At 66.6% G+C, this 23,010-nt stretch carries 23 protein-coding genes; 9 read left to right on the forward strand and 14 right to left on the reverse strand.

Going from position 1 to position 23,010, the window contains the following annotated elements; all coding sequences use genetic code 11:
• Nucleotides 1–14: 14 nt before the first annotated feature.
• Both AC1DS0_RS04045 and AC1DS0_RS04050 read right to left on the reverse strand, forming a co-directional pair.
• Nucleotides 15–698, reverse strand: a complete 684-nt coding sequence (locus tag AC1DS0_RS04045) for a nitroreductase (RefSeq protein WP_476813101.1) — start codon at nt 696–698, stop codon at nt 15–17.
• Nucleotides 695–2,410, reverse strand: coding sequence for a lysine--tRNA ligase (locus tag AC1DS0_RS04050; protein ID WP_476813102.1), 1,716 nt, complete (start codon nt 2,408–2,410; stop codon nt 695–697). The genes AC1DS0_RS04045 and AC1DS0_RS04050 overlap by 4 nt, the downstream gene beginning before the upstream one ends.
• Nucleotides 2,411–2,611: 201 nt before the next feature.
• Between AC1DS0_RS04050 and AC1DS0_RS04055 the strand changes: the two genes are divergently transcribed.
• The 4 genes from AC1DS0_RS04055 (at nt 2,612) to AC1DS0_RS04070 (ending at nt 6,987) form a co-directional block, all read left to right on the forward strand.
• A complete protein-coding gene (locus AC1DS0_RS04055) occupies nt 2,612–3,691 on the forward strand; it encodes an ABC transporter substrate-binding protein (protein WP_476813103.1) in 1,080 nt (359 codons plus the stop codon).
• Nucleotides 3,692–3,917: 226 nt separating this feature from the next.
• Entirely contained in the window at nt 3,918–4,718 is an 801-nt protein-coding gene (locus AC1DS0_RS04060) for an ABC transporter ATP-binding protein (protein ID WP_476813104.1), read from the forward strand.
• Nucleotides 4,719–4,742: 24 nt separating this feature from the next.
• On the forward strand, nt 4,743–5,519 hold the full coding sequence (locus AC1DS0_RS04065) for an ABC transporter permease (protein WP_476813105.1): 777 nt from the start codon (nt 4,743–4,745) through the stop codon (nt 5,517–5,519).
• An 88-nt stretch (nt 5,520–5,607) separates the two neighbouring features.
• Nucleotides 5,608–6,987, forward strand: a complete 1,380-nt coding sequence (locus tag AC1DS0_RS04070) for an aminotransferase-like domain-containing protein (RefSeq protein ID WP_476813106.1) — start codon at nt 5,608–5,610, stop codon at nt 6,985–6,987.
• 31 nt (nt 6,988–7,018) lie between these two features.
• On the opposite strand, the gene AC1DS0_RS04075 is transcribed toward AC1DS0_RS04070, so the two are convergent.
• Nucleotides 7,019–8,044: an agmatine deiminase family protein gene (locus AC1DS0_RS04075; protein WP_476813107.1), complete on the reverse strand. Its 1,026-nt coding sequence runs from the start codon at nt 8,042–8,044 to the stop codon at nt 7,019–7,021.
• 394 nt (nt 8,045–8,438) lie between these two features.
• Here AC1DS0_RS04075 and AC1DS0_RS04080 point away from each other — a divergent pair, with 394 nt between their 5' ends.
• Nucleotides 8,439–8,879 (forward strand): DUF983 domain-containing protein, encoded by a 441-nt coding sequence (locus AC1DS0_RS04080; protein ID WP_091836288.1) that lies wholly within the window; start codon nt 8,439–8,441, stop codon nt 8,877–8,879.
• On the opposite strand, the gene AC1DS0_RS04085 is transcribed toward AC1DS0_RS04080, so the two are convergent.
• From AC1DS0_RS04085 to uxaC, 9 genes are all read right to left on the reverse strand, one after another.
• Entirely contained in the window at nt 8,834–9,694 is an 861-nt protein-coding gene (locus AC1DS0_RS04085; RefSeq protein ID WP_476813108.1) for a transporter substrate-binding domain-containing protein, read from the reverse strand. The genes AC1DS0_RS04080 and AC1DS0_RS04085 overlap by 46 nt on opposite strands.
• Nucleotides 9,695–9,933: 239 nt before the next feature.
• Nucleotides 9,934–11,424, reverse strand: a complete 1,491-nt coding sequence (locus tag AC1DS0_RS04090) for a mannitol dehydrogenase family protein (protein WP_476813109.1) — start codon at nt 11,422–11,424, stop codon at nt 9,934–9,936.
• Nucleotides 11,400–12,680, reverse strand: a complete 1,281-nt coding sequence (locus tag AC1DS0_RS04095) for a TRAP transporter large permease (RefSeq protein WP_476813110.1) — start codon at nt 12,678–12,680, stop codon at nt 11,400–11,402. The genes AC1DS0_RS04090 and AC1DS0_RS04095 overlap by 25 nt, the downstream gene beginning before the upstream one ends.
• Nucleotides 12,681–12,683: 3 nt before the next feature.
• On the reverse strand, nt 12,684–13,220 hold the full coding sequence (locus AC1DS0_RS04100) for a TRAP transporter small permease (protein ID WP_476813111.1): 537 nt from the start codon (nt 13,218–13,220) through the stop codon (nt 12,684–12,686).
• 186 nt (nt 13,221–13,406) lie between these two features.
• Nucleotides 13,407–14,390 (reverse strand): TRAP transporter substrate-binding protein, encoded by a 984-nt coding sequence (locus AC1DS0_RS04105; RefSeq protein WP_476813112.1) that lies wholly within the window; start codon nt 14,388–14,390, stop codon nt 13,407–13,409.
• Between the two features lie 94 nt (nt 14,391–14,484).
• Nucleotides 14,485–14,826: a cupin domain-containing protein gene (locus AC1DS0_RS04110; protein ID WP_476813113.1), complete on the reverse strand. Its 342-nt coding sequence runs from the start codon at nt 14,824–14,826 to the stop codon at nt 14,485–14,487.
• Complete coding sequence (gene kduD / locus AC1DS0_RS04115) at nt 14,823–15,587, reverse strand: 2-dehydro-3-deoxy-D-gluconate 5-dehydrogenase KduD (RefSeq protein WP_476813114.1); 765 nt, start codon at nt 15,585–15,587, stop codon at nt 14,823–14,825. Before kduD ends, AC1DS0_RS04110 begins: the two co-directional genes overlap by 4 nt.
• Complete coding sequence (gene kduI / locus AC1DS0_RS04120; RefSeq protein WP_476813115.1) at nt 15,587–16,438, reverse strand: 5-dehydro-4-deoxy-D-glucuronate isomerase; 852 nt, start codon at nt 16,436–16,438, stop codon at nt 15,587–15,589. The genes kduD and kduI overlap by 1 nt, the downstream gene beginning before the upstream one ends.
• The gene (gene uxaC, locus AC1DS0_RS04125) at nt 16,435–17,838 is read right to left on the reverse strand and encodes a glucuronate isomerase (protein ID WP_476813116.1); all 1,404 of its coding nucleotides are present in this window, start codon (nt 17,836–17,838) and stop codon (nt 16,435–16,437) included. Before uxaC ends, kduI begins: the two co-directional genes overlap by 4 nt.
• A gap of 157 nt (nt 17,839–17,995) precedes the next feature.
• Here uxaC and AC1DS0_RS04130 point away from each other — a divergent pair, with 157 nt between their 5' ends.
• The 3 genes from AC1DS0_RS04130 to AC1DS0_RS04140 all read left to right on the forward strand — a co-directional run bounded on the left by AC1DS0_RS04130 (nt 17,996) and on the right by AC1DS0_RS04140 (nt 21,413).
• On the forward strand, nt 17,996–18,733 hold the full coding sequence (locus tag AC1DS0_RS04130) for a GntR family transcriptional regulator (protein ID WP_476813117.1): 738 nt from the start codon (nt 17,996–17,998) through the stop codon (nt 18,731–18,733).
• Nucleotides 18,734–18,964: 231 nt separating this feature from the next.
• Nucleotides 18,965–20,455 carry an ABC transporter substrate-binding protein gene (locus AC1DS0_RS04135; RefSeq protein WP_476813118.1) on the forward strand — a complete coding sequence of 497 codons (1,491 nt, stop codon included), beginning with the start codon at nt 18,965–18,967 and terminating at the stop codon, nt 20,453–20,455.
• A 10-nt stretch (nt 20,456–20,465) separates the two neighbouring features.
• A complete protein-coding gene (locus AC1DS0_RS04140; RefSeq protein ID WP_476813119.1) occupies nt 20,466–21,413 on the forward strand; it encodes an ABC transporter permease in 948 nt (315 codons plus the stop codon).
• Nucleotides 21,414–21,424: 11 nt separating this feature from the next.
• Here AC1DS0_RS04140 and AC1DS0_RS04145 read toward each other — a convergent pair whose 3' ends face one another.
• Nucleotides 21,425–21,826, reverse strand: coding sequence for a type II toxin-antitoxin system HicB family antitoxin (locus AC1DS0_RS04145; RefSeq protein WP_476813120.1), 402 nt, complete (start codon nt 21,824–21,826; stop codon nt 21,425–21,427).
• Between the two features lie 30 nt (nt 21,827–21,856).
• Nucleotides 21,857–22,066 carry a type II toxin-antitoxin system HicA family toxin gene (locus tag AC1DS0_RS04150; protein WP_476813121.1) on the reverse strand — a complete coding sequence of 70 codons (210 nt, stop codon included), beginning with the start codon at nt 22,064–22,066 and terminating at the stop codon, nt 21,857–21,859.
• Between the two features lie 71 nt (nt 22,067–22,137).
• Between AC1DS0_RS04150 and AC1DS0_RS04155 the strand changes: the two genes are divergently transcribed.
• Complete coding sequence (locus AC1DS0_RS04155) at nt 22,138–23,001, forward strand: ABC transporter permease (protein ID WP_476813122.1); 864 nt, start codon at nt 22,138–22,140, stop codon at nt 22,999–23,001.
• The last annotated feature ends 9 nt before the right edge of the window (nt 23,002–23,010 follow it).

Below are 23,010 nucleotides of genomic sequence, written 5' to 3' on the forward strand. Positions count from 1 at the left end.
GGAACAGCCTCGGGCTAATCCAGCCAGCTGGTGAAGCCCTCGACCGGCTCGCGCTCCGGCACGAGCCGGTTTGCCGGTGCATCCGGATCGGCCTTGCCGAGCGCGATGCCGCAGACCACGACCTCGCTTTCGGGGATGGCGAGCTCGCGCCTGATGATCCCGTGGAAGCTGGCGAAGATCGCCTGCGGGCAGGATTCGAGGTCGTGGCCCTGCGCAGCTATCAGCAGGGTCTGGACGAAGGCGCCGAGATCGAGCCAGGAGCCGATCTCGAGATCGCGGTCGACGGTCAGCATCAGCGCCACCGGCGCGCCGAAGAAGCGCAGGTTCGCTTCGGTCTGGCGGCGCATGCCGGCATGGTCGCCCTTGGCGACGCCGAGCAGGCCGTAAAGGTCCCAGCCGACCTTGCGGCGGCGCGAGAGATAGGGCTCGCGGAAGGTCACCGGATAGTAGCGATACTCCTCCTCGCGCGGGGAGGGATCGTCGAGCGCGGCGACCAGCGCCGTCTCCAGCTTTGCGCGGGTCCTGGGGCCGAGCACGCGCAGCCGCCAGGGCTGCATGTTGGTGCCGCTCGGGGCCTGCGCCGCCAGTTCGATCAGGCGGCGCACCAGCGCCGGGTCGACAGGATCGGGCAGGAAGGCACGCACGGCGCGGCGGCTGGCGATGGCCTTCTCGACCGCCTCAGCCGCCGCTGCGCTCATGCGCTGAGTGGCTGGCGCGCCGCGAGGAAAGCCTCGTGCTCGCGGATCAGCCCGCCATCGAGCGCCCTGGCGATCAGCTTACGGGTGTTGTCGAGGCCGTAGATCGCGGCGAAGGAGCCGAAGCGCGGGCCCTGGTCCTCGCCGAACATCACCTGGTAGATCGCCTTCCACCAGTCGCCGGAGACGCCGGGCCGCTCCGGCGTCGCATTCTTGGCCGTGAGGTTCTGATAGCGCGGGATAGCGCGGGCGACGTCGAGTGCAGCGTCCTGAACCTCTTCGGCACTCGCACCCGCCGGCAGCGCGGCGAGCGCGGCGTCGAGCGCGATGAAGGCTGCGCGCTCGGTCTCGTCGGCCGGGCGATAGTGCTTGGCCGGCTTCACGAAGTCGCGGAAATAGGCGAGCGCATAGCCGACCAGCGCATCGAGCCGCGGATGCGTCTGCGGCGAGATGCCGGGCGCATAGCGCTGCAGGAAGCCCCATAGCACGGCCTTGTCCTCGGAATTCGCGACGGCGACGAGGTTCATCAGCAGCGAGAACGAGATCTGCGTGCGCACCGCATTGTCGCCCGCGCCGGTGGCGATCACCTCCGGCTGCGGCGGCGTGCCGGCATGGATGTGCCAGACCGGGTTGCCGAGGCGGTTCTTCCAGTCCTGCCGGTCATAGCCGCCGAGGAACTGCAGGTAGTCGTCGACGGCGCGCGGGATCACGTCGAAATGCAGCTTCTTGGCCTCGCGCGGCCGCGAGTACATGAACAGCGCCAGGGACTCCGGCGGGCCATAGCTCAGCCAGTCCTCGATGGTGAGGCCATTGCCCTTCGACTTCGAGATCTTCTGGCCCTGTTCGTCCAAGAAGAGTTCGTAGTTGAAGCCTTCCGGCGGCGTGCCGTCGATGGCGCGGGCAATCTGCGAGGAGACCTTGACCGAGTCGATCAGGTCCTTGCCGGCCATCTCGTAGTCGACGCCGAGCGCGACCCAGCGCATCGCCCAATCAGGCTTCCATTGTAGCTTGGCGTGGCCGCTGGTCACCGGGGTGGTGAAGCGCTCGCCGCTCGCTGGATCGGTCCAGGTGATGGTGCCGGCCTCGACATCGCGCGCCTCGATCGGCACCTGCATGACGATCCGGGTCTTGGGATGGATCGGCAGGAAGGGCGAATAGGTCGCGGCGCGCTCCTCGCGCAGGGTCGCCAGCATGATCGACATGATCTTGTCGAAGCGGGCCAGCATCCTGAGCAGGGTCGCATCGAACTCGCCGGCGCGATAGGCGTCGGTCGAGGACTTGAACTCGTAGTCGAAGCCGAACTGGTCGAGGAAGGCGCAGAGCCGGGCATTGTTGTGCCGGCCGAACGAGTCATGGGTGCCGAAGGGGTCCGGCACTTCGGTCAGCGGCTTGCCGAGATGCTGCGCCAGCAGCTCCTTGTTCGGGACGTTGTCCGGGACCTTGCGCAGGCCGTCCAGGTCGTCCGAGAAGGCGATCAGCCGCGTCGGGATGGCGCCATCGGTCAGTACCTGAAAGGCATGGCGCACCATCGAGGTACGGGCGACCTCGCCGAAGGTGCCGATATGCGGCAGGCCGGACGGGCCGTAGCCGGTCTCGAACACCGCCTCCTGCTTGCCCGATTTCTGCAGCCGCGCGACGAGCTTCTTGGCTTCCTCGAACGGCCAGGCGGCCGAGACGCGGGCGGCTTCGATCAGCGCGGGGTCGAAAGCGGGCATTTTGGCTTCAGGTCTCGCTGGATAGGGCAGGGAAGGGCGCGGTTTCGCAGATATGCGGGTGCGGCGCAACATCCGCGGGCCTTCTGCCAGCAAGATGGAAAACGCCTGCCTTAAAAAGCGGCAGACAACCCCGGTCGCTCGATTGACTCCCGATAAGGCCTCGCTAGCGTCGTCGTACAACATAAGCAGGGGTCGGCTTCGATGGTTCGTGAGGTGAAGTGGGGGCAGTCCGGCTCGCAGCGGGCCGGCGAAGGTTTGGCGTGGGCATTCACCCGCCGTATCGCATTGGCTGGCGCCGCGGCGCTGGCTCTGGGGGCGATGTCCCCGGCGCAAGCGCAGACAGCGGTCAAGTTCACGCTCGACTGGGTGTTCCAGGGGCCGACCTCGCCCTTCCTGGTGGCGCTGGAGAAGGGTTACTACAAGGCCGAGGGGCTCGACGTGACCATGGATCCCGGCCAGGGCTCGGCCGGCGCGGTCCAGCGCGTCGCCACCGGCGCCTACGACATCGGCTTCGCCGACGTGAACTCGCTGATCGAGTACAACGCCAAGAACGCCGGCAAGGAGATCCTCTGCGTCTTCATGGCCTATGACTTCCCGCCTTTCGGCGTGCACACGCTGAAGAAGACCGGGATCACCAAGCCGGCCGATCTCGCCGGCAAGAAGCTCGGCGCGCCGGTGTTCGACGCCTCGTTCCGGCTCTTTCCCGCCTTCGCCAAGAAGGTCGGCATCGATGCCAAGACCGTCAATCACGTCAACCTGACGCCGCAATTGCGCGAGCAGTCGATGGTGCAGGGCACGGTCGACTTCATCAGCGGGCACTTCTTCTCGTCGGTGCTCGACCTCAAGGCGCGCGGCGTGAAGCAGGAGGACATCGTCTCCTTCAACTACTCCGACTACAAGATGGACGTGTACGGCAACGGCATCATCGTCTCGCCAGCCTTCGCCGAGAAGCCGGAGGTGGTGAAGGGCTTCCTGCGCGCCACGGCCAAGGCCTGGAAGGAGGTCGCCGCCAATCCGGCCGTCGGTCTCGCCGCGGTGAAGAAGCGCGATCCGCTGATCGACGAGAAGCTCGAGACCGAGCGCCTCGACCTGTCGCTCAAGATGAACGTGCTGACGCCCTATGTGAAAGAGAACGGCATGGGCGATGTCGACCCGGCCCGCTTCGCCCGTTCGGTCGTCGATGTCGCGGAGGCTTTCGGTCTGCCCGCGGCGCCGGCGCCGGACAAGGTGTTCACGAACAAGTACCTGCCGCCCAAGGCGGAGCGCATGGTCGCGCCGTGAGGCGTGACCGCGACCTGCCCCCTCTCCCCTTGCGGGAGAGGGTTGGGGTGAGGGGTCTCACGACGCCGATCGTTAGTTCGACGCTGCGTTTCCCGAGATTTCTTAGGCCAGAGCGACCCCTCATCCGGCCCTTCGGGCCACCTTCTCCCGCAAGGGGAGAAGGGAGCGGCGGGGTCCTGCGCACCCATCCGACAGCCTTGGCGCAAGCCCGAGAATGACGCCCTTCATGCCGGCTTCCTCCGACACCCCCCTCGTCGAATTGCGCAAGGTCAGCCTCGCCTATGGCAGCGGCCCCTCGCGCATGCTGGCGCTGGAGGATGCGACGCTCGACATCGCCAAGGGTGAGTTCATCGCCGTGGTCGGCCCCTCCGGTTGCGGCAAGTCCACGCTGATGAAGCTGGTCACCGGGCTGCTGCCGCCGAGCGGCGGCGAGGTCCGCGTCCATGGCCAGCCGGTCAAGGGCCCGATCCGCGGCGTCGGCATGGCCTTCCAGGCGCCGACGCTGATGCCCTGGCGCACGACGCGCGACAATATCCTGCTGCCGCTCGAAGTGGTCGAGCCGCACAAGCGCCGCTTCCGCAAGAACAAGGCGGAGTATATCGAGCGGGTCGAGACACTGCTCGCCTCGGTCGGCCTCGGCGGCTTCGGCGACAAGTTCCCCTGGCAGCTCTCGGGCGGCATGCAGCAGCGCTCGAGCCTGTGCCGGGCGCTGGTGCACGAGCCCGAGATCCTGATGCTCGACGAGCCCTTCGGGGCGCTCGACGCCTTTACCCGCGAGGAGCTCTGGGGCGTGATGCAGGCGCTCTGGCTGGAAAAGCGCTTCACCGCCGTGCTGGTGACGCACGATTTGCGCGAGGCGGTCTATCTCGCCGACACCGTCTATGTGATGAGCCGCCGGCCCGGACGGATCGTCAAGATCAGCAAGATCGAGCTGCCGCGCCCGCGCACGCTGGAGACGACCTTCACCGCCGAGTTCGTCGACATCGTCCACGACCTGCGCGAGCGCATCCATATGGAGCATGCGTGATGCGGCCCCGGCAGGACCAAGATCATGACTGACCGCCAGAGACAGGTCCTGCTCGTCGCTATGCCCTGGCTCGCCATGGCGGGCCTGTTGCTGCTCTGGGAGCTCGCCTGCATCGTCTTCGACGTGCCGGAGATCCTGGCGCCGCGGCCGACGCGCATCTTCGAGGTGATGGTCCAGCGCTGGGACATCCTGCTGCGATACTGCCTGGAGACCTTGTGGACGACGGCGATCGGCTTCGTGCTGGCGATCGGCTTCGGCGTGCTGCTCGGCCTGGCCGTTGGTGCCTCGCCGTTCGTCTATTCCGGTCTCTACCCGCTGCTGATCGCCTTCAACGCGGTGCCCAAGGTCGCGATCGTGCCGATCCTGATGATCTGGCTCGGCGTCGGCGCCTTGCCGGCGATCATCACCGCCTTCGTCATCTCCTTCTTCCCGATCGTCGTGAATGTCGCGACCGGCCTTGCCACGATCGAGCCGGAAATGCGCGACGTCATGCGCTCGCTCGGCGCCAGCCAGTGGGAGATCCTGACCAAGGTCGGCGTGCCGCGCGCCATGCCCTATCTCTTCGCCAGCCTGAAGGTCGCGGTGACGCTTGCCTTCATCGGCTCGGTGATCTCCGAGACGGTCGGTGGTAATCGCGGCATCGGCTTCCTGATGCTCTCGGCCGGGGCGCGCAACGATTCCGCCACGACCTTCGCCGGCCTCTTCGCCATCGCGATCATGGGCGTGCTGATGTACGCCGCCTGCGCCCTGGTCGAGCGCCGGATGACGCGCTGGGCCTTCCGCGGCGAGATCGTCGGCTGAGGCGATGCGCAGCCGCTAGTGACAGAGCGGCTGCGCAACAATATACAGTCAATCCATTCAGTGCTTCGCCTTGTGACGGACCGCATCGATGGATTGGCTTCCAGACCTGACCCAGAGCGACAAGCCGCGCTATCTCGCCATCGCGGACCGCATCGCCGCCGATATCGCGGCGGGAGCGCTCATGGCCGGTGACAGGCTGCCGCCGCAGCGCCGGCTGGCCGAGGCGCTCGCCGTCGACTTCACCACCGTGGCGCGCGGCTATGTCGAGGCGCAGCGGCGCGGCCTGGTCGAGTCGCGGGTCGGGCAGGGCACCTTCGTCAAGGCCGCGCCGGCCAAGGTCGCGGCGCCAATGGCGTCCGTGCCGGAACTGGTCGATCTCTCCATGACCTTGCCGCCGGAGCCCGACGATCCCGTGCTGATCGCCCGGCTGCGGCAGGGCATGGTCGAGGTCAGCGAGCGACTGGTCAGCCTGCTGCGCTATCAGCCGCTCGGTGGCGCGCCCGCTGACAAGGCGGCAGCTGCGCTCTGGCTCGGCCGGCGCGGGCTGGCGCCGGCGTTCGAGCGCCTGTTCGTCGTGCCAGGTGCGAATGCGGCGCTGCTGGCGATCCTGAGCAGTCTCGCCAAGCCGGGCGACGCGGTGCTCTGCGAGGCGCTGACCTATCCCGGCATCCGCTCGATCTGCGCGCAGCTCGGCCTGCCCCTGACCGGCCTCGCGATGGATGGCGACGGCCTCGATCCCGAGGCTTTCGCCGAAGCCTGCATGCGCTTGAAGCCGAAGGCGCTCTATCTCAACCCCGTCCTGCAGAACCCGACGACAGCCACGATGCCGGCGCGGCGGCGCGCGGAGATCGTCGCGGTCGCCCAGCGGCATGGTGTGGCGATCATCGAGGACGACGCCTATGGTTTCGTCCTTCCGGATGCGCCCGCTCCCTTCGCCGTGCTTGCGCCTGAGTTGACCTGGCACATTGCCGGCCTGTCGAAATGCCTCGGAGCCGGCTTGCGGCTCGCCTATGTTGTGGTGCCGGATCTCCGCTCCGGCTGGCCTTTCGCCGCTGCGCTGCGGGCCAGCAGCATCATGGCCTCGCCGCTGACCGCGGCGCTGGCAACGCATTGGATCGAGGATGGCAGCGCCGATGCGCTGCTAGCCTTCGTCAGGGCGGAGACGACGGCACGGCAGCGGCTGGCAGCCGAGATCCTGCCGGCAGGATTGGGGCGTGCCGATCCGCTCAGCTTCAATCTCTGGCTGGAGCTGCCGCAACCCTGGACCCGTGCCGCCTTCGTCGGACAGATGCAGGCGACCGGGATCGGCATCGTCGCCAGCGACGCCTTCGCGGCCAAAGGACCGGCGCCGGAGGCAGCCCGCATCTGCCTGGGCGGCCCGATCGGCCGCAGGGCGCTCGGTGACGTGCTCGCCTTTATGGCGCATGCGCTGGAGCAGGCGCCGGAAGTCGGCGCCCGCGTGCTGTAGCTCGCCCGATCAGCCGATCGAGCGTTGCGTCTCAGGCTGTGCCCCTGGGCTGCTGCTGCGTCGCGCAATGGATGCCGCCGCCGGCTTCACCGAGCGGATCGACGTTCAAGCTGACGATCTCGCGCTTCGGATAGAGCTGCTGCAGGATTGTCCTGGCCTTCTCGTCGGCTTTGTCGTCGCCGAATTCTGCGCCGATGACCGCGCCGTTGCAGACATAGTAATTCACATAGCTCGAGACGAAGTCGCGGGATCGCGAGCGAATGTCGATCGGGTCGGGAATGACGACGATGTCGAGCTTGCGGCCCTGCGCATCCCGCGCCGTCTTCAGAATCTCATAAGTCTGGAAGGCGGCCGCAGACCAGGGGTCGCTGCGGTCCAGGGTGTCGCCGAGCTGGATCACGACCTGTCCGGGCTTCACGAAGCGGGCGAGCGCGTCGATGTGATAATCGGTGATGTCGGCTCCCTTCACGCCGGGAGCCCAGATCATCCGCTCGGCGCCGAGGGCGTCGAGCAGGAGGCGCTCGACTTCAGCCTTGTCGCCCCTGTTGCGATTGCGATTGATCCAGCTGCTTTCATGCGCGATCGCGGTGCCTGCGCCGTCGACCTCGACGCCGCCAGCTTCGCCGACGAGCCCATTCGCGAGGACGGAAAGACCAAGCCGCTCCGCGACGCGCCTGGCGATCTGCCCGTCATCGGCGTGGCCCTGCTTGTTGCCCCAGCCATTGAAGCCGAGATCGGAGACGGCAAGCGATCTTGCTGCCCGCGACACGGCGAAGGTCGGGCCTGAATCGCGGCACCAGAGATCTTCCGTCGGAATCGGCCAGACCTCGATCGCCGCTCCGAGCGCCTTCGCGGCGATATCCTGCTGCTCCGGGCGCGCCAGAACGACGACCGGCTCGAAGCGGGCGATCGTCCTTGCAGCCGAGGCGATCGTTGTGCGGACGGCGTCGAGCGCGCTCTGGCTGCCATAGATGCGGCTGCGCGCCGGCCACTGCATGAAAGTCCGTTCGTGCGGATCGCTCTCGAGTGGCACGCGATAGTCGGAAGTCTTGGTCACTTTGAGTTCCTGAGCGGATGCCGTTCCTGACAAGTCAATACGTTCCAGAAGCGGCAGCGAGGCCGATCCTGCAGCCATCTGCAGCAAGTGTCGTCGGTTGAGCATGATGATGAGCTTATCTGTTCGCCAATCAATACGTGGCGCGGCGTTTCTTGCGGGTGATCTTGTTATAATTCAGCCGTTTGTTTGTCCGGTTATATCAAGCGCGGTGCGCCGATCTCGTGTGTTCGCGCCGGGTAAGGGTCCGCAGACGTGCTTGGTCCACCCTGCCGCCGATCGGGTGCGGCGATGTTGCATGTCGACAGGTATTGACTGCAATCAATTTGGATATTATGTAGCCATTAATCTCGGGTGAATGCAGTCAATCATGGTGCGTCACCATCAGGAGGACGACATGGCACATCAGCATTGGCCGGCGCTGTCTCCGCTCAAGACCGGCCTGCGGGGCCGCTGCCCGCGCTGCGGCGAGGGGCAGCTCTTCGACGGCTTCCTGACGCTGAAGCCGCGTTGCGAGGCCTGCGGGCTCGATTACTCCTTTGCCGATCCGGCGGATGGCCCGGCCTTCTTCGTGATGATGTTCGTCTGCGTGCCGGCTGTCGCCTTCCCGCTCTGGCTCGAGCTGAGCTACCAGCCGCCGACCTGGGTGCACTTGGTCACGACCCTGCCGCTGGTGCTGTTGACCTGCATCCCGCCGCTGCGGCCGCTCAAGGGTTGGCTTGTCGCCTCGCAGTATTTCTACAAGGCCGAGGAAGGGCGCCTCGCCAAGCCGAGCCAGCCCGCCAGGGATGATCAGAACGGGCTGACCGGGAAGAACCGGATGAACAGCCTGGCATAGGTGCCGTCGTCCCACAGGCCCTGTAGCGCGTAGTCGATCCCCCGTTTCAAGGCGAGATCGTCCTTGCGCAGCAGGAAACCGATGCCCTCGCCGAAATAGCGGGCTTCGAGATAGGGGCCGCCGGCGAAGGCGAATTCGCTGCCGCCGCGGCCGGCGATGCTCAGCGCCAGCGAGACCCCGTCTCCGAAGACATATTCGGCGTCGCCGCTGCGTAGCAGAGCAAGGGCCGCCTGCAGGTCGGGCGCTGTTCGGCGCTGGATGAACGGGGCGAGGCGCTCAAGGAAGGCCTCATGCGCAGTGCCCGCTGCTACGGCGACGCGGGTGCCGCGCAGCGCGCCCAGCTCGAGGTCCGCACGGGCATTGCCCCGCGTCGTCAGCAGCCTTGCCGGCGAGCGGTGGTAGATCTGGCTGGCGGCGAAGCGGCTGCGCAGTTCGCTCGTGACCGGGATGGCGGCGGCGAGCACGTCGCCGCGCCCCTCGGCGAGGGAATCCAGCAAGGTGTCGAAGCGGCGCGCCTGGATGGTGCAGCTCAGAGCGAGCTTCTCGCAGACCGCACGCGCGAGCTCGACCGAGAAGCCGGTGACGCCGCCTTCAGGTGTGGCGAAGTGCATCGGCGGGAAATCATCGTCGGTCAGGAAGCGGATCACCCGCGGCGGGCCGAGATCGGGCCGCTCGACGCGCACGTTCGGGTCCCAGTAGTTCGGCACGACATAGGTCGAGGYCGGCTGCGCCTGGGCCGTCGCTCCACCGGAGGGCAGGAGCAGCAGAGCGGCGAGGGCGCTCGTGGCCAGGGCGTTGGCGAAGCGGGCGAACATCGCCTGTATCTGGCGTCAGGGGAGCGCGGGGATCAAGGGGGGCGAGGCTCGTCATTGGAAAGCGCGGGACCCCCTCTCCTGGAAGGAGAGGGGTAGGGGTGAGGTGTTCGGGAGGGAGATCGCTCGCCGCAACGCAGCCGCGGTCAGCGCTCACGCAACTTGTCAGGCCACCTACACCTCACCCTACCCTCTCCTTACAGGAGAGGGTTCCCCGCGCTTGGCGCGGCAGTGTCGAGCGCTCACCCCAGCGCCGCAGCCGTCGCCTTCGCGCCCTTCTGGAACAGGCCGTCGAGATGCCCGGCCACGGCCTGCGTGAAACGTTGCTCGCGCGGCAGGTCGTCGCCGAAGATCGCGCCGATACCGAAAAGCGCTTCGCTCAGCGCCGCCGCATTGCGGCCGGCTGTCTTGGCGCGGGTCGCGAACTCACCCGCCAGCGGATCGCGCACGTCGATCTCAGCGCCCTTCTCGTCCGTGCCGGTGACATAGGACATCCAGGCGGCGACGCCGAGGGTGAGATGATCGATCGGCGCGCCGGCCTTCAGGCGCTCGCGAATGGTGCCGAGCAGGCGCTGCGGCAGCTTTTGCGAGCCGTCCATGGCGATCTGCCAGGTGCGATGCCTGATCGCCGGGTTCTGGAAGCGGGCGAGCAGGTCGCCGGCATAGGTCTTCAGATCGACGCCCTGCGGGGCCGGCACGGCCGGGATGATCTCGGACCAGAGGCCTTGCAGGAAGCGCGCGAAGACCGGATCACGGCTGGCGTCGGCGACCGTCTCATGACCGGCGAGATAGCCGAGATAGGCCAGGCTCGAATGCGCGCCGTTGAGCATGCGCAGCTTCATGAACTCGAAGGGCGCGACCTCCGAGACCATCTGCGCGCCGACCGCATCCCAGCGCGGCCGGCCGGCGGCGAAGACGTCCTCTGCCGCCCATTGCCGGAAGGGCTCGCCGATCACCGGGGCGGCGTCATCGAGGCCGAGCAGGCTCGCGACCTCGGCGATATCGGCATCGGTGGTCGCCGGCACGATCCGGTCGACCATGGTCGAGGGGAAGGCACCGTTGGCCTCGATCCAGGCGGCGAGCTTGTCGTCGCGCAGCGCGGCGAAATCGCGGACGAGGCCGGCCAGGACATGGCCGTTGGAGGGCAGGTTGTCGCAGCAGAGCGCCGTGAACGGGCCGAGGCCCGCAGCCTTGCGGGCGGCGAGACCGGCGACGATCAGGCCGACGGCCGAGCGCGGCGCAGCCGGATTGGCGAGGTCGTGGACGATGTCGGGATGATCCGCCTTGAGCCTGCCGGTCGCCGGATCGTGGCAATAGCCCTTCTCGGTGACGGTGAGCGAGACGATTCTGGTCTCCGGCGCGGCGAGCCTCGCGACCAGCGCCTGCGGGCTCTCGGGCGCGACGAGGACATCGAGCACCGAGCCGATCACGCGGAGTTCCGGGCCGGCCGGGGCGCGCTTCAGGAAGGTGTAGAGCCCGTCCTGCGGCTTCAGCTTGTCGCGCTGGTCGGGCCGCTGCAGGCTGGCGCCGACGATGCCCCAGGGACCGAACTCCTTTTCCAGCGCATCGTCGGTGAACTCGCACATATGGGCGCGGGTGAAGGCGCCGAGGCCGAGATGGACGATACCGGGCTGGAGCTTGCCCCGGTCATAGCCCGGCCGCCTGACGGCGGCCGGAAGGTTGGAGAGGGTAGCGGTGGACAGACGGGTCAATGGAACAGCCTCGGCAACCATAGGGAGAAGGCCGGAACATAGGTCACCAGCAGCAGCACGGCTACGCTCGCGCCGTAGAACGGCCAGATTGATTTCATCGATTCCATGATGGTGATCTTGCCGACGGCGCAGGCGACGAACTGCACCGAGCCGACCGGCGGGGTGTTGAGGCCGATGCCGGCATTGAGGATCAGCACCACGCCGAAATGGATCGGGTCCATGCCGATCGCCTTGACCACCGGCAGGAACATCGGCGTGCAGATGATGATCATCGGCGCCATGTCCATGAAGGTGCCGAGGATCAGCAGGACGATGTTGATCATCAGCAGGATGACGAGCGGATCGCTGGAGATCGCCTTCATTGCGTTGATGGTCGCAGCCGGCACCTGCAGGAAGGCCATCAGCCAGCCGAAGGCACCGGCGGTGCCGATGATCAGCAGCACCATCGAGGTGGTGCGGACGGCGCCGAGCAAGGCATGGACGAAATTGGTCCAGTCGAGATGGCGATAGACCAGCGCGGTGATGAAGAGCGCGTAGCAGACGGCGATGCAGGAGGATTCCGTCGCGGTGAAGATGCCGGAGCGGACGCCGCCGAAGATGATGACGATCAGCATCAGCCCGGGGATGGCGACGACGAAATGGCGCCCGATCGCGGAAAAGCCCGGGAAGATGCCGGCCGGATAGCCGCGGCGCGCCGCGACGAACCAGGCGGTGACCATCAGCGAGGCGGCGAGCAGCAGGCCGGGGATGATGCCGGCGGTGAACAGGTCGGCGATCGAGATGCCGCTGCCGGCTGCCAGCGAATACAGGATCATGTTATGCGAGGGCGGCAACATCAGCGCGATGATCGCCGCATTCGCGGTGACGTTGACGGCGTAGTCGGCGGCGTAGCCGCGCTTCACCATCTGCGGGATCATGATGCCCCCGATCGCCGAGGCGTCGGCCACTGCCGAGCCGGAGATGCCGCCGAACAGCGTGCAGGCGACGACGTTGACCTGGCCGAGACCGCCGCGCAGATGGCCGACCATCGAGGCGGCGAAGGCAATGATGCGCTCGGCGATGCCGCCGCGGATCATCAGGTCGCCCGAGAAGATGAAGAACGGGATCGCCATCAGCGAGAAGACGCTGATCTGCGAGTTGATCTGCTGGAAGACGACGACCGGCGGTATGCCCATGTAGAGCACGGTCGCGAGCGAGGAGAGGCCGAGGCAGAAGGCGACGGGCGCGCCGATGATGAGCAGCGTCGCGAAGACGCCGAACAGGATCCAGATCTCCATGGCTTAGAGCTCCCCGCCGCCGGCGCGTTCGGCCTGCACGAGGAGCGGCGAGCGCTCCAACCCGGTCAGCATCAGGAGGATGCGCTCGATGCTGAACAGCGCGACGAGGGCGCCGCCGGCGACCAGCGGCATGTAGTCCCAGGATTTGGCGATGCCGATCAGCGGGATGCGGTCGACCCAGGCCTTCTCGACCAGTTGCAGGCCATAGAACACCATGGCGATGCCGAAGAGCAGGATCAGGACCTGGGTGAACAGGCCAAGGCCTGCCGCGACGCGCGCGGGGACGTAGGCGAGCAGACTCTCGAAGCCCATGTGATCGCTCTCGCGCACGCCGACTGCGGCGCCCAAAAAGATGAACCAGGCCATCAGCAGGAGCGAGCCGGCCTCGACCCAGGTCGGGGTGTCGTTGAGGATGAAGCGGCCGAAGACGCCCCAGGCGATCATCGCGGTCATCAGCATGATGCCGGAGCCGGCGATGACGAGGACCGCCAGGGTCAGGCGTGCGGACAGCCGCGAAAAGGTCTTGGTGAAAGCGTGCATGGGGTGTCCGGGGCGAGAGCCGGTTGATCGTACTCAGCCCTCATCCTGAGGAGCCGCGAAGCGGCGTCTCGACGGATGCTTCCGGAGCACGCTGGATCATCCTTCGAGACACGATCTTACGATCGCTCCTCAGGATGAGGGCTGATGGGGAAACGGGGCGGCTCGAAAGCCGCCCCGCCGGTCAATTCACTTCACCGCCTGGATGGCGGCGACCATGTCCTTGAGCTTCGCGTCGGTGACGAACTTGTCGTAGACCGGCTTCATCGCATCGATGAAGGCCTGCTTCTCGACGGCGTTGACCTGTGCGCCGCCGGCCTTGACCTTGGCTTCCGAAGCCTTTTCGCGCGCGTCCCAGAGCTCGCGCATCTTGGCGACGGATTCCTTCGCCGCGGTCTTGATCAGGGCCTGGTCGGCTGCGCTGAACTTGTCGAAGGAGCGCTTCGACATCACCAGCACCTCCGGCGACAGCGAGTGCTCGGTCAGCGAGTAGAACTTCGAGACCTCGAAGTGCCGGGTCGACTCATAGGACGGCCAGTTGTTCTCGGCGCCGTCGATGACGCCGGTCTGCAGGCCGGAATAGACCTCGCCGAACGGCATCGGCGTGGCGTTGCCGCCGAGCGCCTGCACCAGCGCGACGAACATGTCGGACTGCTGCACGCGGATCTTCATGCCCTTCATGTCGGCCGGCGTATTGATCGCCCGCTTGCCGTTGTAGAACGAGCGCGAGCCGGAATCGTAGAAGGCAAGGCCGATCAAATCGTGCTTCTCGAACTCCTTCAGGAGGTTGTCGCCGATCGGGCCGTCCATGACCTTCCGCATATGATCGACCGAGCGGAAGATGAAGGGCAGCGACGGGACGTTGGTCGCGGGGATCAGGTTGTTGAACGGCGCCATGTTGATGCGGTTCAGGTCGATGACACCGAAACGCGTCTGCTCGATCGTGTCCTTCTCCTGGCCGAGCTGGGCCGAGTGGAAGACGTTGATCTTGACCTTGCCGCTGGTGCGCTGCTCGAGCAGCTGGCCCATGTACTTGACGGCTTCGATGGTCGGGTAGCCGTCCGGATGAATGTCGGTCGAGCGCAGGGTGACGTTCTGTGCCTGCGCCGAGGCCGCGAGCATCGCGGCGAAGACGACGCCGGCGAGCGCGGAGAAACTCCGTCGATTGAGCATGATGTTGTCCTCTCCCCAATAAAGTCGCCGGCTTTTTCCGGTCGTTCTTGTCCCCTGACGGGAGCCGCGCCGGCACGGCCGGCACAGCGGTCTTTCACAAAAATTCCGTCCGCATCGGCGTGAAGGAATCGATCAATTGCCCGGCCTCGATATTGACGACGCCGTGGACGAGGTTCTCCGGCACGAAGAAGGTGTCGCCGGCGGCAAGCCGGCTGGTCTTGCCGTCGATGGTGACGTCGAAAACACCGCTCTCGACGTAAGAAGCCTGGCGGTGGGGGTGCTGGTGCGCCTTGCCGATCGCGCCGGTCTCGAAGACGACGCGCACCACCATCAGATCAGGCCCATAGGCCATGATCTTGCGCTTCACACCGGGCTCGGTCGGCTCCCAGGCGATGTCAGCGTCGTGCTGGAAAAAGGAGTTGAGACGTTCGCTCATCGCGCCAACCAGCCTCCGTCGACGGGAAGGATCGCGCCGTGGATGTAGGCGGCCGCGTCGCTCGCCAGGAACACCGCTGCGCCGCCGATATCCGAAGGCTTGCCCCAGCGTCCGGCCGGGATGCGGGCGAGGATCGCGGCGTTGCGGTCGGGATCGGCGCGCAGCGCTTCGGTGTTGTTGCTCTCGACATAGCCGGGAGCGATCGCGTTGACGTTGATGCCCCTGGCCGCCCATTCGCAGGCGAGCAGCCGCGTCAGGCCGGCGAGCCCGCTCTTGCTCGCCGTGTAGGAGGCGACGCGGATGCCGCCCTGGAAAGAGAGCAGCGAGGCGATGTTGACGATGCGCCCACCGCGGCCTGCGCTGAGCGCCGCCTTGGCGAAGGCCTGGGCCAGGAAGAAATTGGCCTTGAGGTTGAGGTTCATCACCTCGTCCCAGTCGCTCTCGCTGAAATGGAGCGCATCGGCCCGGCGGATGATGCCGGCATTGTTGACGAGGATGTCGAGCGGGCCGGCGAGCGCCTGAGCCTGCTCGATCACGCGTGCGGCGATGCCCTCCTGCTGGAGATCGGCCTGGAGCGCGAAGCAGGTGCCGCCGGCCTCCGCGATCAGCTTCTCCGTCTCGGCCATGCTCGAGCGCCCGGCCGCGACGACCTTCGCGCCGGCCTCGGCGAGGGCCAGTGCAATGCCCTGGCCGATGCCGGTATTGGCGCCGGTGACCAGCGCCGTGCGGCCGTCCAGCGAAAAGGGCGAGGCCGTGATCATCAGCGCAGCGTCTCCACCGGGGCGGCGTCCATGTCGGTGAACTCGACATTGTCGCCGGCCATGGCCCAGACGAACGCGTAGTTCGAGGTGCCGCAGCCGCAATGGATCGACCAGTTCGGCGAGATCACCGCCTGCTCGTTGGCGACGAGGAGGTGGCGGGTCTGCTGCGGCTCGCCCATGAAGTGGAAGACGCGGTGGGCCGGGTCGAGGTTGAAGTAGAGGTAGGCCTCCATCCGCCGCGTATGGGTGTGGCAGGGCATGGAGTTCCAGACCGAGCCGGGTTCCAGCGCCGTCATGCCCATCACCAGCTGGTTGGTGCCGGTGCTGTTCGGCATGATGTATTGCCGGATGGTGCGCTTGTTCGAGGTCTCGGCCGAGCCGAGATGGATGGTGTTGGCGTCGTCCTTGCGGACGAGCTGGTGCTTCGCCTCGCGGTGCGCCGGAGCGCTGGTCAGATAGAACTTGGCCGGGTTGGCGGGATCGGCGCTGGCGAAGGACACGTCCTTCGCGCCGAGCCCGACATAGAGCGCATCGAGACTGGGCAATTCGAAGCGCTCGCCATCGACGGTGACCGAACCGGTGCCGCCGAGATTGATCACGCCGAGTTCGCGGCGCGCCAGGAAGAAGGGCGTGCCGGTTGGCAGGAACGGGTCGAGCGTCAGCGGCTTGGCGGCCGGCGTCGCGCCGCCGACGATCATGCGGTCGTAGTGGCTGTAGGTCAGCGCGACCTCGCCGGGCACGAAGATGCGCTCGATCAGGAAGTCCTGGCGCAGCGTCTCGGTATCGTAGCCGCGCACGTCGCGCGGATGGGCGCATTGGCGTTCGTCGATGGTTTTGGTGGCGCTGGTCACAGCCGGTAGGCCTCCTTGGCCAGGCGATAGGCGAGATCGTGGGCGACGTCCGCGGCCTCGTCTTCGTCGAGACGGTGCTCGGCGACGAGCTTGGCGAGGTAGTGGCAGTCCATCCGGCGGGCGACGTCATGGCGCGCGGGGATCGAGAGATAGGCGCGCGTATCGTCGTTGAAGCCGACGGTGTTGTAGAAGCCGGCGGTCTCGGTGGTGAGCTCGCGGAAGCGCAGCATCGCCTCGGGCGCATCGAGGAACCACCAGCCCGGTCCGAGCTTCAGCGCCGGATAATGTCCGGCGAGCGGGGCGAGCTCGCGCGAATAGCTGGTCTCGTCGAGGGTGAAGGCGATGACGGTAAGGCCCGGCTCGTTGCCGACCGCGTCGAGCAACGGCTTCAGCGCCGAGACATAGTCCATGCCGCGCGGGATATCGGAGCCCATGTCGCGGCCGAACTGCTCGAACAGATGCGGGTTGTGGTTGCGATAGGAGCCGGGGTGGATCTGCAGCACGAGCCCGTCATCGAGGCTCATCTTGGCCATCTCGGTCAGCATCTGGCCGCGGAAGACGTCTGCGTCCTCGGCCGAGAACTTGCCCTTCAGGATCTTGCCGAAGAGTTTTTCGCACTCGGCCGGGGTCAGGTTGGCGGTGCGGGCCGTGGCGTGGCCGTGGTCGGAGGAGGTCGCGCCGCGCTCGATGAAATAGCCGCGGCGCTTGCGATGGGCTTCGAGATAGCCGTTCCAGCTCGTGACATCCTCGCCGGTCAGTTCGCCGAACTGCTCGAGATTATCCTTGAAGCCTTCGAATTCAGGATCGACCACGCTGTCGGGACGATAGGCGGTGACGACCTTGCCGCCCCAGCCGGACTCCCTGATCATGTCGTGCCACCTCAGCGGATCGAGCGCGCCTTCGGTCGTGGCGATCGCCTCGATCTTGAAGCGCTCGAACAGCGCGCGCGGACGCATCCCGTCCTGCTCCAGCTGCTCGGCGATGCGATCATAGATGCGGTCGGCGCTCTCGGCCGAGAGGCGCTCGGTGATGCCGAAGATCGAGAAGGCGGCATGCTCGAACCAGAGCCTTGTCGGCGTGCCCCTGAACAGGTGCCAGTTGCTGGCGAAGAGCTGCCAGATCTTGCGCGGGTCGCTCTCGACCTCGCCACCGTCCTTACGGGCGATGCCGAGCTGCTCGAGCTTGACGCCCTGCGAATAGAGCATGCGGAAGATGTAGTGGTCCGGCTTGACGAGCAGGGTCGCCGGATCGGGAAAGGGCTTGTTCTCGGCGAACCAGCGCGGATCGGTGTGGCCATGCGGAGAGATGATCGGCAGGTCGCGAACGCCGGCATAGAGGCGGCGCGCAATGCCGCGCGTCACCGGCTCGGCAGGCAAAAGACGATCGTCGTGCTGCAGCATTGCTGGCGTTTCCTCTGTGGGCCGGACCATAGGGCCGGCGCTGGTGATGTCAATATACTAATATACTAGTATGCGTTGTCCGGCCGTGGTACGCCCTGATTGGCCGGGAGCGCGCATCGTGGTCCAATAAGGGAGTGATCATGGCCGGGATAGGACGATGTCGGAGGCGCTAGGGGGAGGAGAAGTTGGAGCCTTGCGCCGCGAGCGCAAGCCACAGCGCCTGGCCGGAGCGTCGGCAGGCCGCGCCACGGCCGCCTCCGTCGTGCAGGACGAGCTTCGCCGCGAGATCCTCGACATGGTGCTCCGGCCCGGTGTGGCGCTGTCCGAGAAGGACCTCACCGCCCGCTTCGGCATGAGCCGCACGCCGGTGCGCGAGGCGCTGATTCGGCTGAAGGAAGAGGGGCTCGTCGAGATCTTTCCACAGGCCGGCACCTTCGTCGCTCGCATCCCGGCGGGAGCGATCCCCGAGGCGGTCTTCATTCGTCAGGCACTGGAATGCGCCACGGTCGAGGTGCTGGCACGGATGGCGAGCGTCGACGACATCGCCCGGCTCGATGCGACGATCGCCGTGCTCCACGAGTCGCATGAGGCTGGTGACCAGGAGCGCTTCCACCTCGCCGACGAGGATTTCCACGAGGCGCTCGCCGACATCGCCGGCTATCCCGGCGTCTGGAAACTCGCCCAGGCGGCGAAGAGCCAGATCGATCGCTGCCGGCGGATGACGCTGCCGGTGCCGGGGCGGATGGCGATGGTCATCCGCGAGCACCTCGCCATCGTCGACCAGATCAGGCGGCACGACGCCTCGGCCGCGGTCGTCGCGATGCGCCAGCATCTCGGTACGCTGCTACCCGACCTGGTGCATCTCAAGGCGAGCTATCCGGATTATTTCGTCTGAGTTTTTGCTGGAGCCGACGGTGTGGCGCGACCTGCTCTCTCCCCCCTTGTGGGGGAGAGCTGGAGAGGGGGGTAGACAGCTGTGAGGCTGATCGTGAGCGATCCAACTCTCACCCGGTCACCCCCCTCCCAACCCTCCCCCACAAGGGGGGAGGGCTCCCGCGCATGACCCGACTTGCCTCCCGCTTCGTTCCCGCGCCATCTTGCGCCGCCACATCAGGGAGGCGGGACGATGACGACGCGGCGCGATCTTCTGGCGGGAGCGGGCCTCGCCGCGCTCGCTACCCAGCTTCCGCTCGCCGCGCTCGCGCAGGCGAAGGACAGCGTCACCATCGGCATGACGCTGGAGCCACCGACGCTTGATCCGACCTCAGGTGCGGCCCAGGCGATCCGCGAAGTCACGTTGCAGAACATCTTCGAGGGGCTGGTGGCGATGGACCGCACCGGCAAGCTCGTACCGGCGCTGGCCGAGAGCTGGACGCTCGCGGCGGACAACCTCACTTACACCTTCAAGCTCCGGCCGAATGCGCGCTTCCACGACGGCACGCCATTCTCCTCGCGGGACGTGAAGTTCTCCTTCGAGCGCGCAGTGGCGCCCGATTCGACCAATGCCCAGCGCTGGATCTTCACGCCCATCGAGAGCATCGAGGCGCCCGATCCGGTCAGGCTGATCATCAAGCTGAAGCAGCCGACGGCGAATTTCGTCTACGGGCTCTCCTGGGGCGATGCGGTCATCGTCTCGCCGGCAACTGCCGCCAACAACAAGACCGATCCGGTCGGCACCGGCCCGTTCAAGTTCGCGCGCTGGAACCGCGGCGACCGGCTCGAACTGGCGCGCAACGACGAGTACTGGGGCGCCAAGCCTTCGCTGGCGAAGGCGGTCTTCCGCTTCATCTCCGACCCGCAGGCGCAGGTCGCGGCGCTGCGCGCCGGCGATATCGACGTCTTCACCAATCTCTCGGCGCCGGAGGCGATCCCGCAGCTCAAGGCCGATCCGAAGCTCAAGGTCACGCTCGGCAAGACCGAGGGCGAGACCATCCTCGCCATCAACAACGCCAAGGCCCCGTTCAGCGATGTCCGGGTGCGCCAGGCGATCTCGCATGTGCTCGACCGCAAGACGATCGCGCTCGGCATCTACGGCTTCGACCTCGACTATATCGGCAGCCATTTCTCGCCGCTGCACCCGGCCTATGTCGATCTGACGGGGACCTATCCGGTCGATCTCGTCAAGGCGAAGAGCCTGCTCGCGGCAGCCGGCTTCCCCAAGGGCTTCGAATGCACGCTGCGGCTGCCGCCACCGGCCTATGCCAGGCGCGGCGGCGAGATCGTCGCGGCGCTGCTGGCCCAGATCGGGATCACCGCCAAGATCGAGCCGCTGGAATTCCCGCAATGGCTGGAGCGGGTGTTCAAGGCGCGGGATTTCGACCTCACCATCATCTCGCACACCGAGCCGCTCGACATCGCCAACTATGCCCGTGACGACTACTATTTCCAGTACAGGAACCCCGAGTTCAAGGCGCTGATCGAAACGATCGACCGCACCGTCGACGAGGCCGAGCGCAACAAGCTCTATGGCGACGCCCAGCGCATGCTGGCGCGCGATGCGGTCAACGGCTTCCTGTTCATCCTGCCGAAGATCACGGTGACCAGGGCCGATCTGGAGGGCATGTGGACCGACTGGCCGCTGCCGCTGACGCCGCTGGCGGAGGTACGCTGGCGCTGAGGCTTCCGCAATGACGGGCTATCTCCTGCGCCGATTGCTGTCGTTCGCCGCGACATTGCTCGGCGCGGCGGTCGTCATCTTCCTCGGGCTGGAGATCCTGCCGGGTGATCCCGCGGCGGTGACGCTCGGCCTCAATGCAGCGCCCGAAGCGCTGGCCGCGCTGCGGGCCGAGATGGGGCTCGACCAGCCGGCGCTGCTGCGCTTCTTCTCGTGGATCGGCGGTCTCGTCACCGGCGACCTCGGCCTCAGCTACACCTATCGCGTGCCCGTCACGCAATTGATCGGTGAGCGCATGGTGGTGACGCTGCCGCTGGCGTCGATGGCGATCCTGCTCGCCTCCGCCATCGGCATTCCGCTCGGCGCGCTCGCCGCGGCCAACCACAACCGTGCTGGCGATGCGGCGGTGATGGTCTTTGCCCAGGCCGGGCTTGCCATCCCGAATTTCTGGTTCGGCCTGCTGCTGGTGCTGGTCTTCGCGGTTGGCGCCGGCTGGCTGCCGGCCGGCGGCTTTCCGGGCTGGCAGGCCGGCTTCTGGCCGGCGCTCAAGTCGTTGTTGCTGCCGGCCGTCGCGCTTGCCCTGCCGCAAGCGGCGATCCTCGCCCGCGTCACCCGCTCCGCCATGCTGGAGACGATGCAGGAGGACTATGTCCGCACCGCCCGTGCCAAGGGCGTCAGCCGGCGGCGCACCATGATGCGCCATGTGCTGCGCAATGCGCTGATCCCGGTCATCACCGTGCTGGGCCTGCAGTTTTCCGTGCTCTTTGCGGGAGCGATCATCATCGAGAACGTCTTCGCCCTGCCGGGGCTCGGTCGGCTCGTCTTCCAGTCGATCGCGCAGCATGACCTGATCGTGGTCAAGGACCTCGTCATGCTGTTCTCCGCCCTGGTCGTCTTCATCAACTTCGCGATCGAATTGCTCTACGGGCTGATCGATCCGCGCCTGCGGCAAGCGTCATGAGCGCGGTTGCGTCAGCGCACCCCGAGCTTCACGCGCGCCGCCTCGGCCAGATAGCCGGACCGCGTCGCGCCCGTCGCCGCTGCCGCCCGGTCGACGGCCTGCAGCAGATGTTCGTCCATGGTGATGTTCACGCGCACGGCCTTGCCCGGCAGTTCGATCGGTACGGCCGCGACGACCGCATCGGCAAAATCCTCGGCAAAGCCAGGATCCGCTTTCAGGACTGCGAGCGAGCGCAGTTGGGGGATTGCTTCGCCATCGTCGATCATGCCCTCAAGGTGAAAGGCGAGTGCCTGCGCGCCGCGCTGAACGGCTTCATCGAGGGTATCGGCCGTGCTGATGCAGCCCGGGAAATCCGGGAAGGAGATGCCGAACGATCCGGCTTCTTCATGGATCAAGGCGATGACGTGAGTCATGGTCTCAACTTTCTTTCGCTGGCCTTCAAATCACCAGTCCCAACCGGCTTGGCGATAGATGCTGCGCAAGGTGCCGCGTGGAATCTCGCGGACGCCGGTGTCGATGGTCACACGGCCCCGCTTGTGCGGATGCCGGTACTGCACGTGGTCACCGGGGCCATAGCGATCAATGATCCAGCCATCGTCGCGCAGACGTCGTTCGATGTCCTTGCGCTTCGTGCTGTGGTCGCTCAGTCCCATGACATATCCAGGCAGTTGATGTGTATAAATACACATCTTGATGCCGCTGCACAAGACCACACTTCGGGGAGATGGTCATGAGCGCTGTCGCGCCCCGTTCGCGTCCGCGGCGCTGGTGGGCCTCGCCGTCCTTCCTGGCCGGCCTGCTGCTGGGCGGGCTCATCGTCGCGATGGCGCTGATCTCCTATCTCTGGACGCCCTATGAGCCGACCCAGATGGCGATCCTGAAGCGCTTGCGGCCGCCCTCGGGCGAGCATTGGTTCGGCACCGACCAGTTCGGCCGCGACGTGTTCTCGATGATCATGGTCGGCGCCCGCAATTCGTTGGCGGTGGGACTTGGCGCGGTCGGCCTTGGCCTGACGGTCGGCAGCGCGCTCGGGTTGATCGCCGCGATCCGGCGCGACGGCTGGCTCGACAATCTGATCATGCGCATGGCCGATTTCAGCCACGCTTTTCCGGCGGTGCTCTCGGCGATCATGATCAGCGCGGTCTGGGGGCCCGGCATGATGAATGCCGTGATCGCGATCGCGCTGTTCAGCCTGCCCTATTTCGCCCGGCTGGCGCGCGGTGCGTCGCTGCAATGCTGGGCGCTCGACTATGTGCTGGCGGCGCGCGCGGCGGGTCTGACCGAGCTGGCGATCACGCGCCATCACGTCCTGCCCAACATCGCCGGCGTGCTCGTGGTGCAGGCGACGATCCAGTTCGCGCTCGCTATCCTCGCCGAAGCCGGCCTGTCCTATCTCGGCCTCGGCACACAGCCGCCGGCGCCGTCCTGGGGCCGGATGCTGAACGAGGCGCAGACCTTCATGGCGGCGCAGCCCTGGCTCGCGATCTTCCCGGGTGCTGCGATCGCGCTTTCGGTGCTGGCCTTCAATTTGCTGGGCGATGGTTTGCGCGACGCGGTCGATCCGCGGCTGCGCCGCTCTCGTGATTGATCCTAAGAT

Source organism: Allobosea sp. P4_H5 (assembly GCF_056400825.1).

Coding starts and splice junctions, on each gene's coding strand:
- AC1DS0_RS04090 (WP_476813109.1), bottom strand. CDS start 11,424: ATGGTTGCCGAGGCTGTTCCATTGACCCGTCTGTCCACCGCTACCCTC.
- kduD (WP_476813114.1), bottom strand. CDS start 15,587: ATGATCACGGCCTCGCCCTTTTCGCTGGACGGCCGCACGGCGCTGGTC.
- AC1DS0_RS04045 (WP_476813101.1), bottom strand. CDS start 698: ATGAGCGCAGCGGCGGCTGAGGCGGTCGAGAAGGCCATCGCCAGCCGC.
- AC1DS0_RS04130 (WP_476813117.1), top strand. CDS start 17,996: ATGTCGGAGGCGCTAGGGGGAGGAGAAGTTGGAGCCTTGCGCCGCGAG.
- AC1DS0_RS04155 (WP_476813122.1), top strand. CDS start 22,138: ATGGTCATGAGCGCTGTCGCGCCCCGTTCGCGTCCGCGGCGCTGGTGG.
- AC1DS0_RS04065 (WP_476813105.1), top strand. CDS start 4,743: ATGACTGACCGCCAGAGACAGGTCCTGCTCGTCGCTATGCCCTGGCTC.
- AC1DS0_RS04055 (WP_476813103.1), top strand. CDS start 2,612: ATGGTTCGTGAGGTGAAGTGGGGGCAGTCCGGCTCGCAGCGGGCCGGC.
- AC1DS0_RS04150 (WP_476813121.1), bottom strand. CDS start 22,066: ATGGGACTGAGCGACCACAGCACGAAGCGCAAGGACATCGAACGACGT.
- AC1DS0_RS04070 (WP_476813106.1), top strand. CDS start 5,608: ATGGATTGGCTTCCAGACCTGACCCAGAGCGACAAGCCGCGCTATCTC.
- AC1DS0_RS04105 (WP_476813112.1), bottom strand. CDS start 14,390: ATGCTCAATCGACGGAGTTTCTCCGCGCTCGCCGGCGTCGTCTTCGCC.
- AC1DS0_RS04060 (WP_476813104.1), top strand. CDS start 3,918: ATGCCGGCTTCCTCCGACACCCCCCTCGTCGAATTGCGCAAGGTCAGC.
- AC1DS0_RS04140 (WP_476813119.1), top strand. CDS start 20,466: ATGACGGGCTATCTCCTGCGCCGATTGCTGTCGTTCGCCGCGACATTG.
- AC1DS0_RS04080 (WP_091836288.1), top strand. CDS start 8,439: ATGGCACATCAGCATTGGCCGGCGCTGTCTCCGCTCAAGACCGGCCTG.
- AC1DS0_RS04100 (WP_476813111.1), bottom strand. CDS start 13,220: ATGCACGCTTTCACCAAGACCTTTTCGCGGCTGTCCGCACGCCTGACC.
- uxaC (WP_476813116.1), bottom strand. CDS start 17,838: ATGCTGCAGCACGACGATCGTCTTTTGCCTGCCGAGCCGGTGACGCGC.
- AC1DS0_RS04050 (WP_476813102.1), bottom strand. CDS start 2,410: ATGCCCGCTTTCGACCCCGCGCTGATCGAAGCCGCCCGCGTCTCGGCC.
- AC1DS0_RS04110 (WP_476813113.1), bottom strand. CDS start 14,826: ATGAGCGAACGTCTCAACTCCTTTTTCCAGCACGACGCTGACATCGCC.
- AC1DS0_RS04145 (WP_476813120.1), bottom strand. CDS start 21,826: ATGACTCACGTCATCGCCTTGATCCATGAAGAAGCCGGATCGTTCGGC.
- AC1DS0_RS04095 (WP_476813110.1), bottom strand. CDS start 12,680: ATGGAGATCTGGATCCTGTTCGGCGTCTTCGCGACGCTGCTCATCATC.
- AC1DS0_RS04135 (WP_476813118.1), top strand. CDS start 18,965: ATGACGACGCGGCGCGATCTTCTGGCGGGAGCGGGCCTCGCCGCGCTC.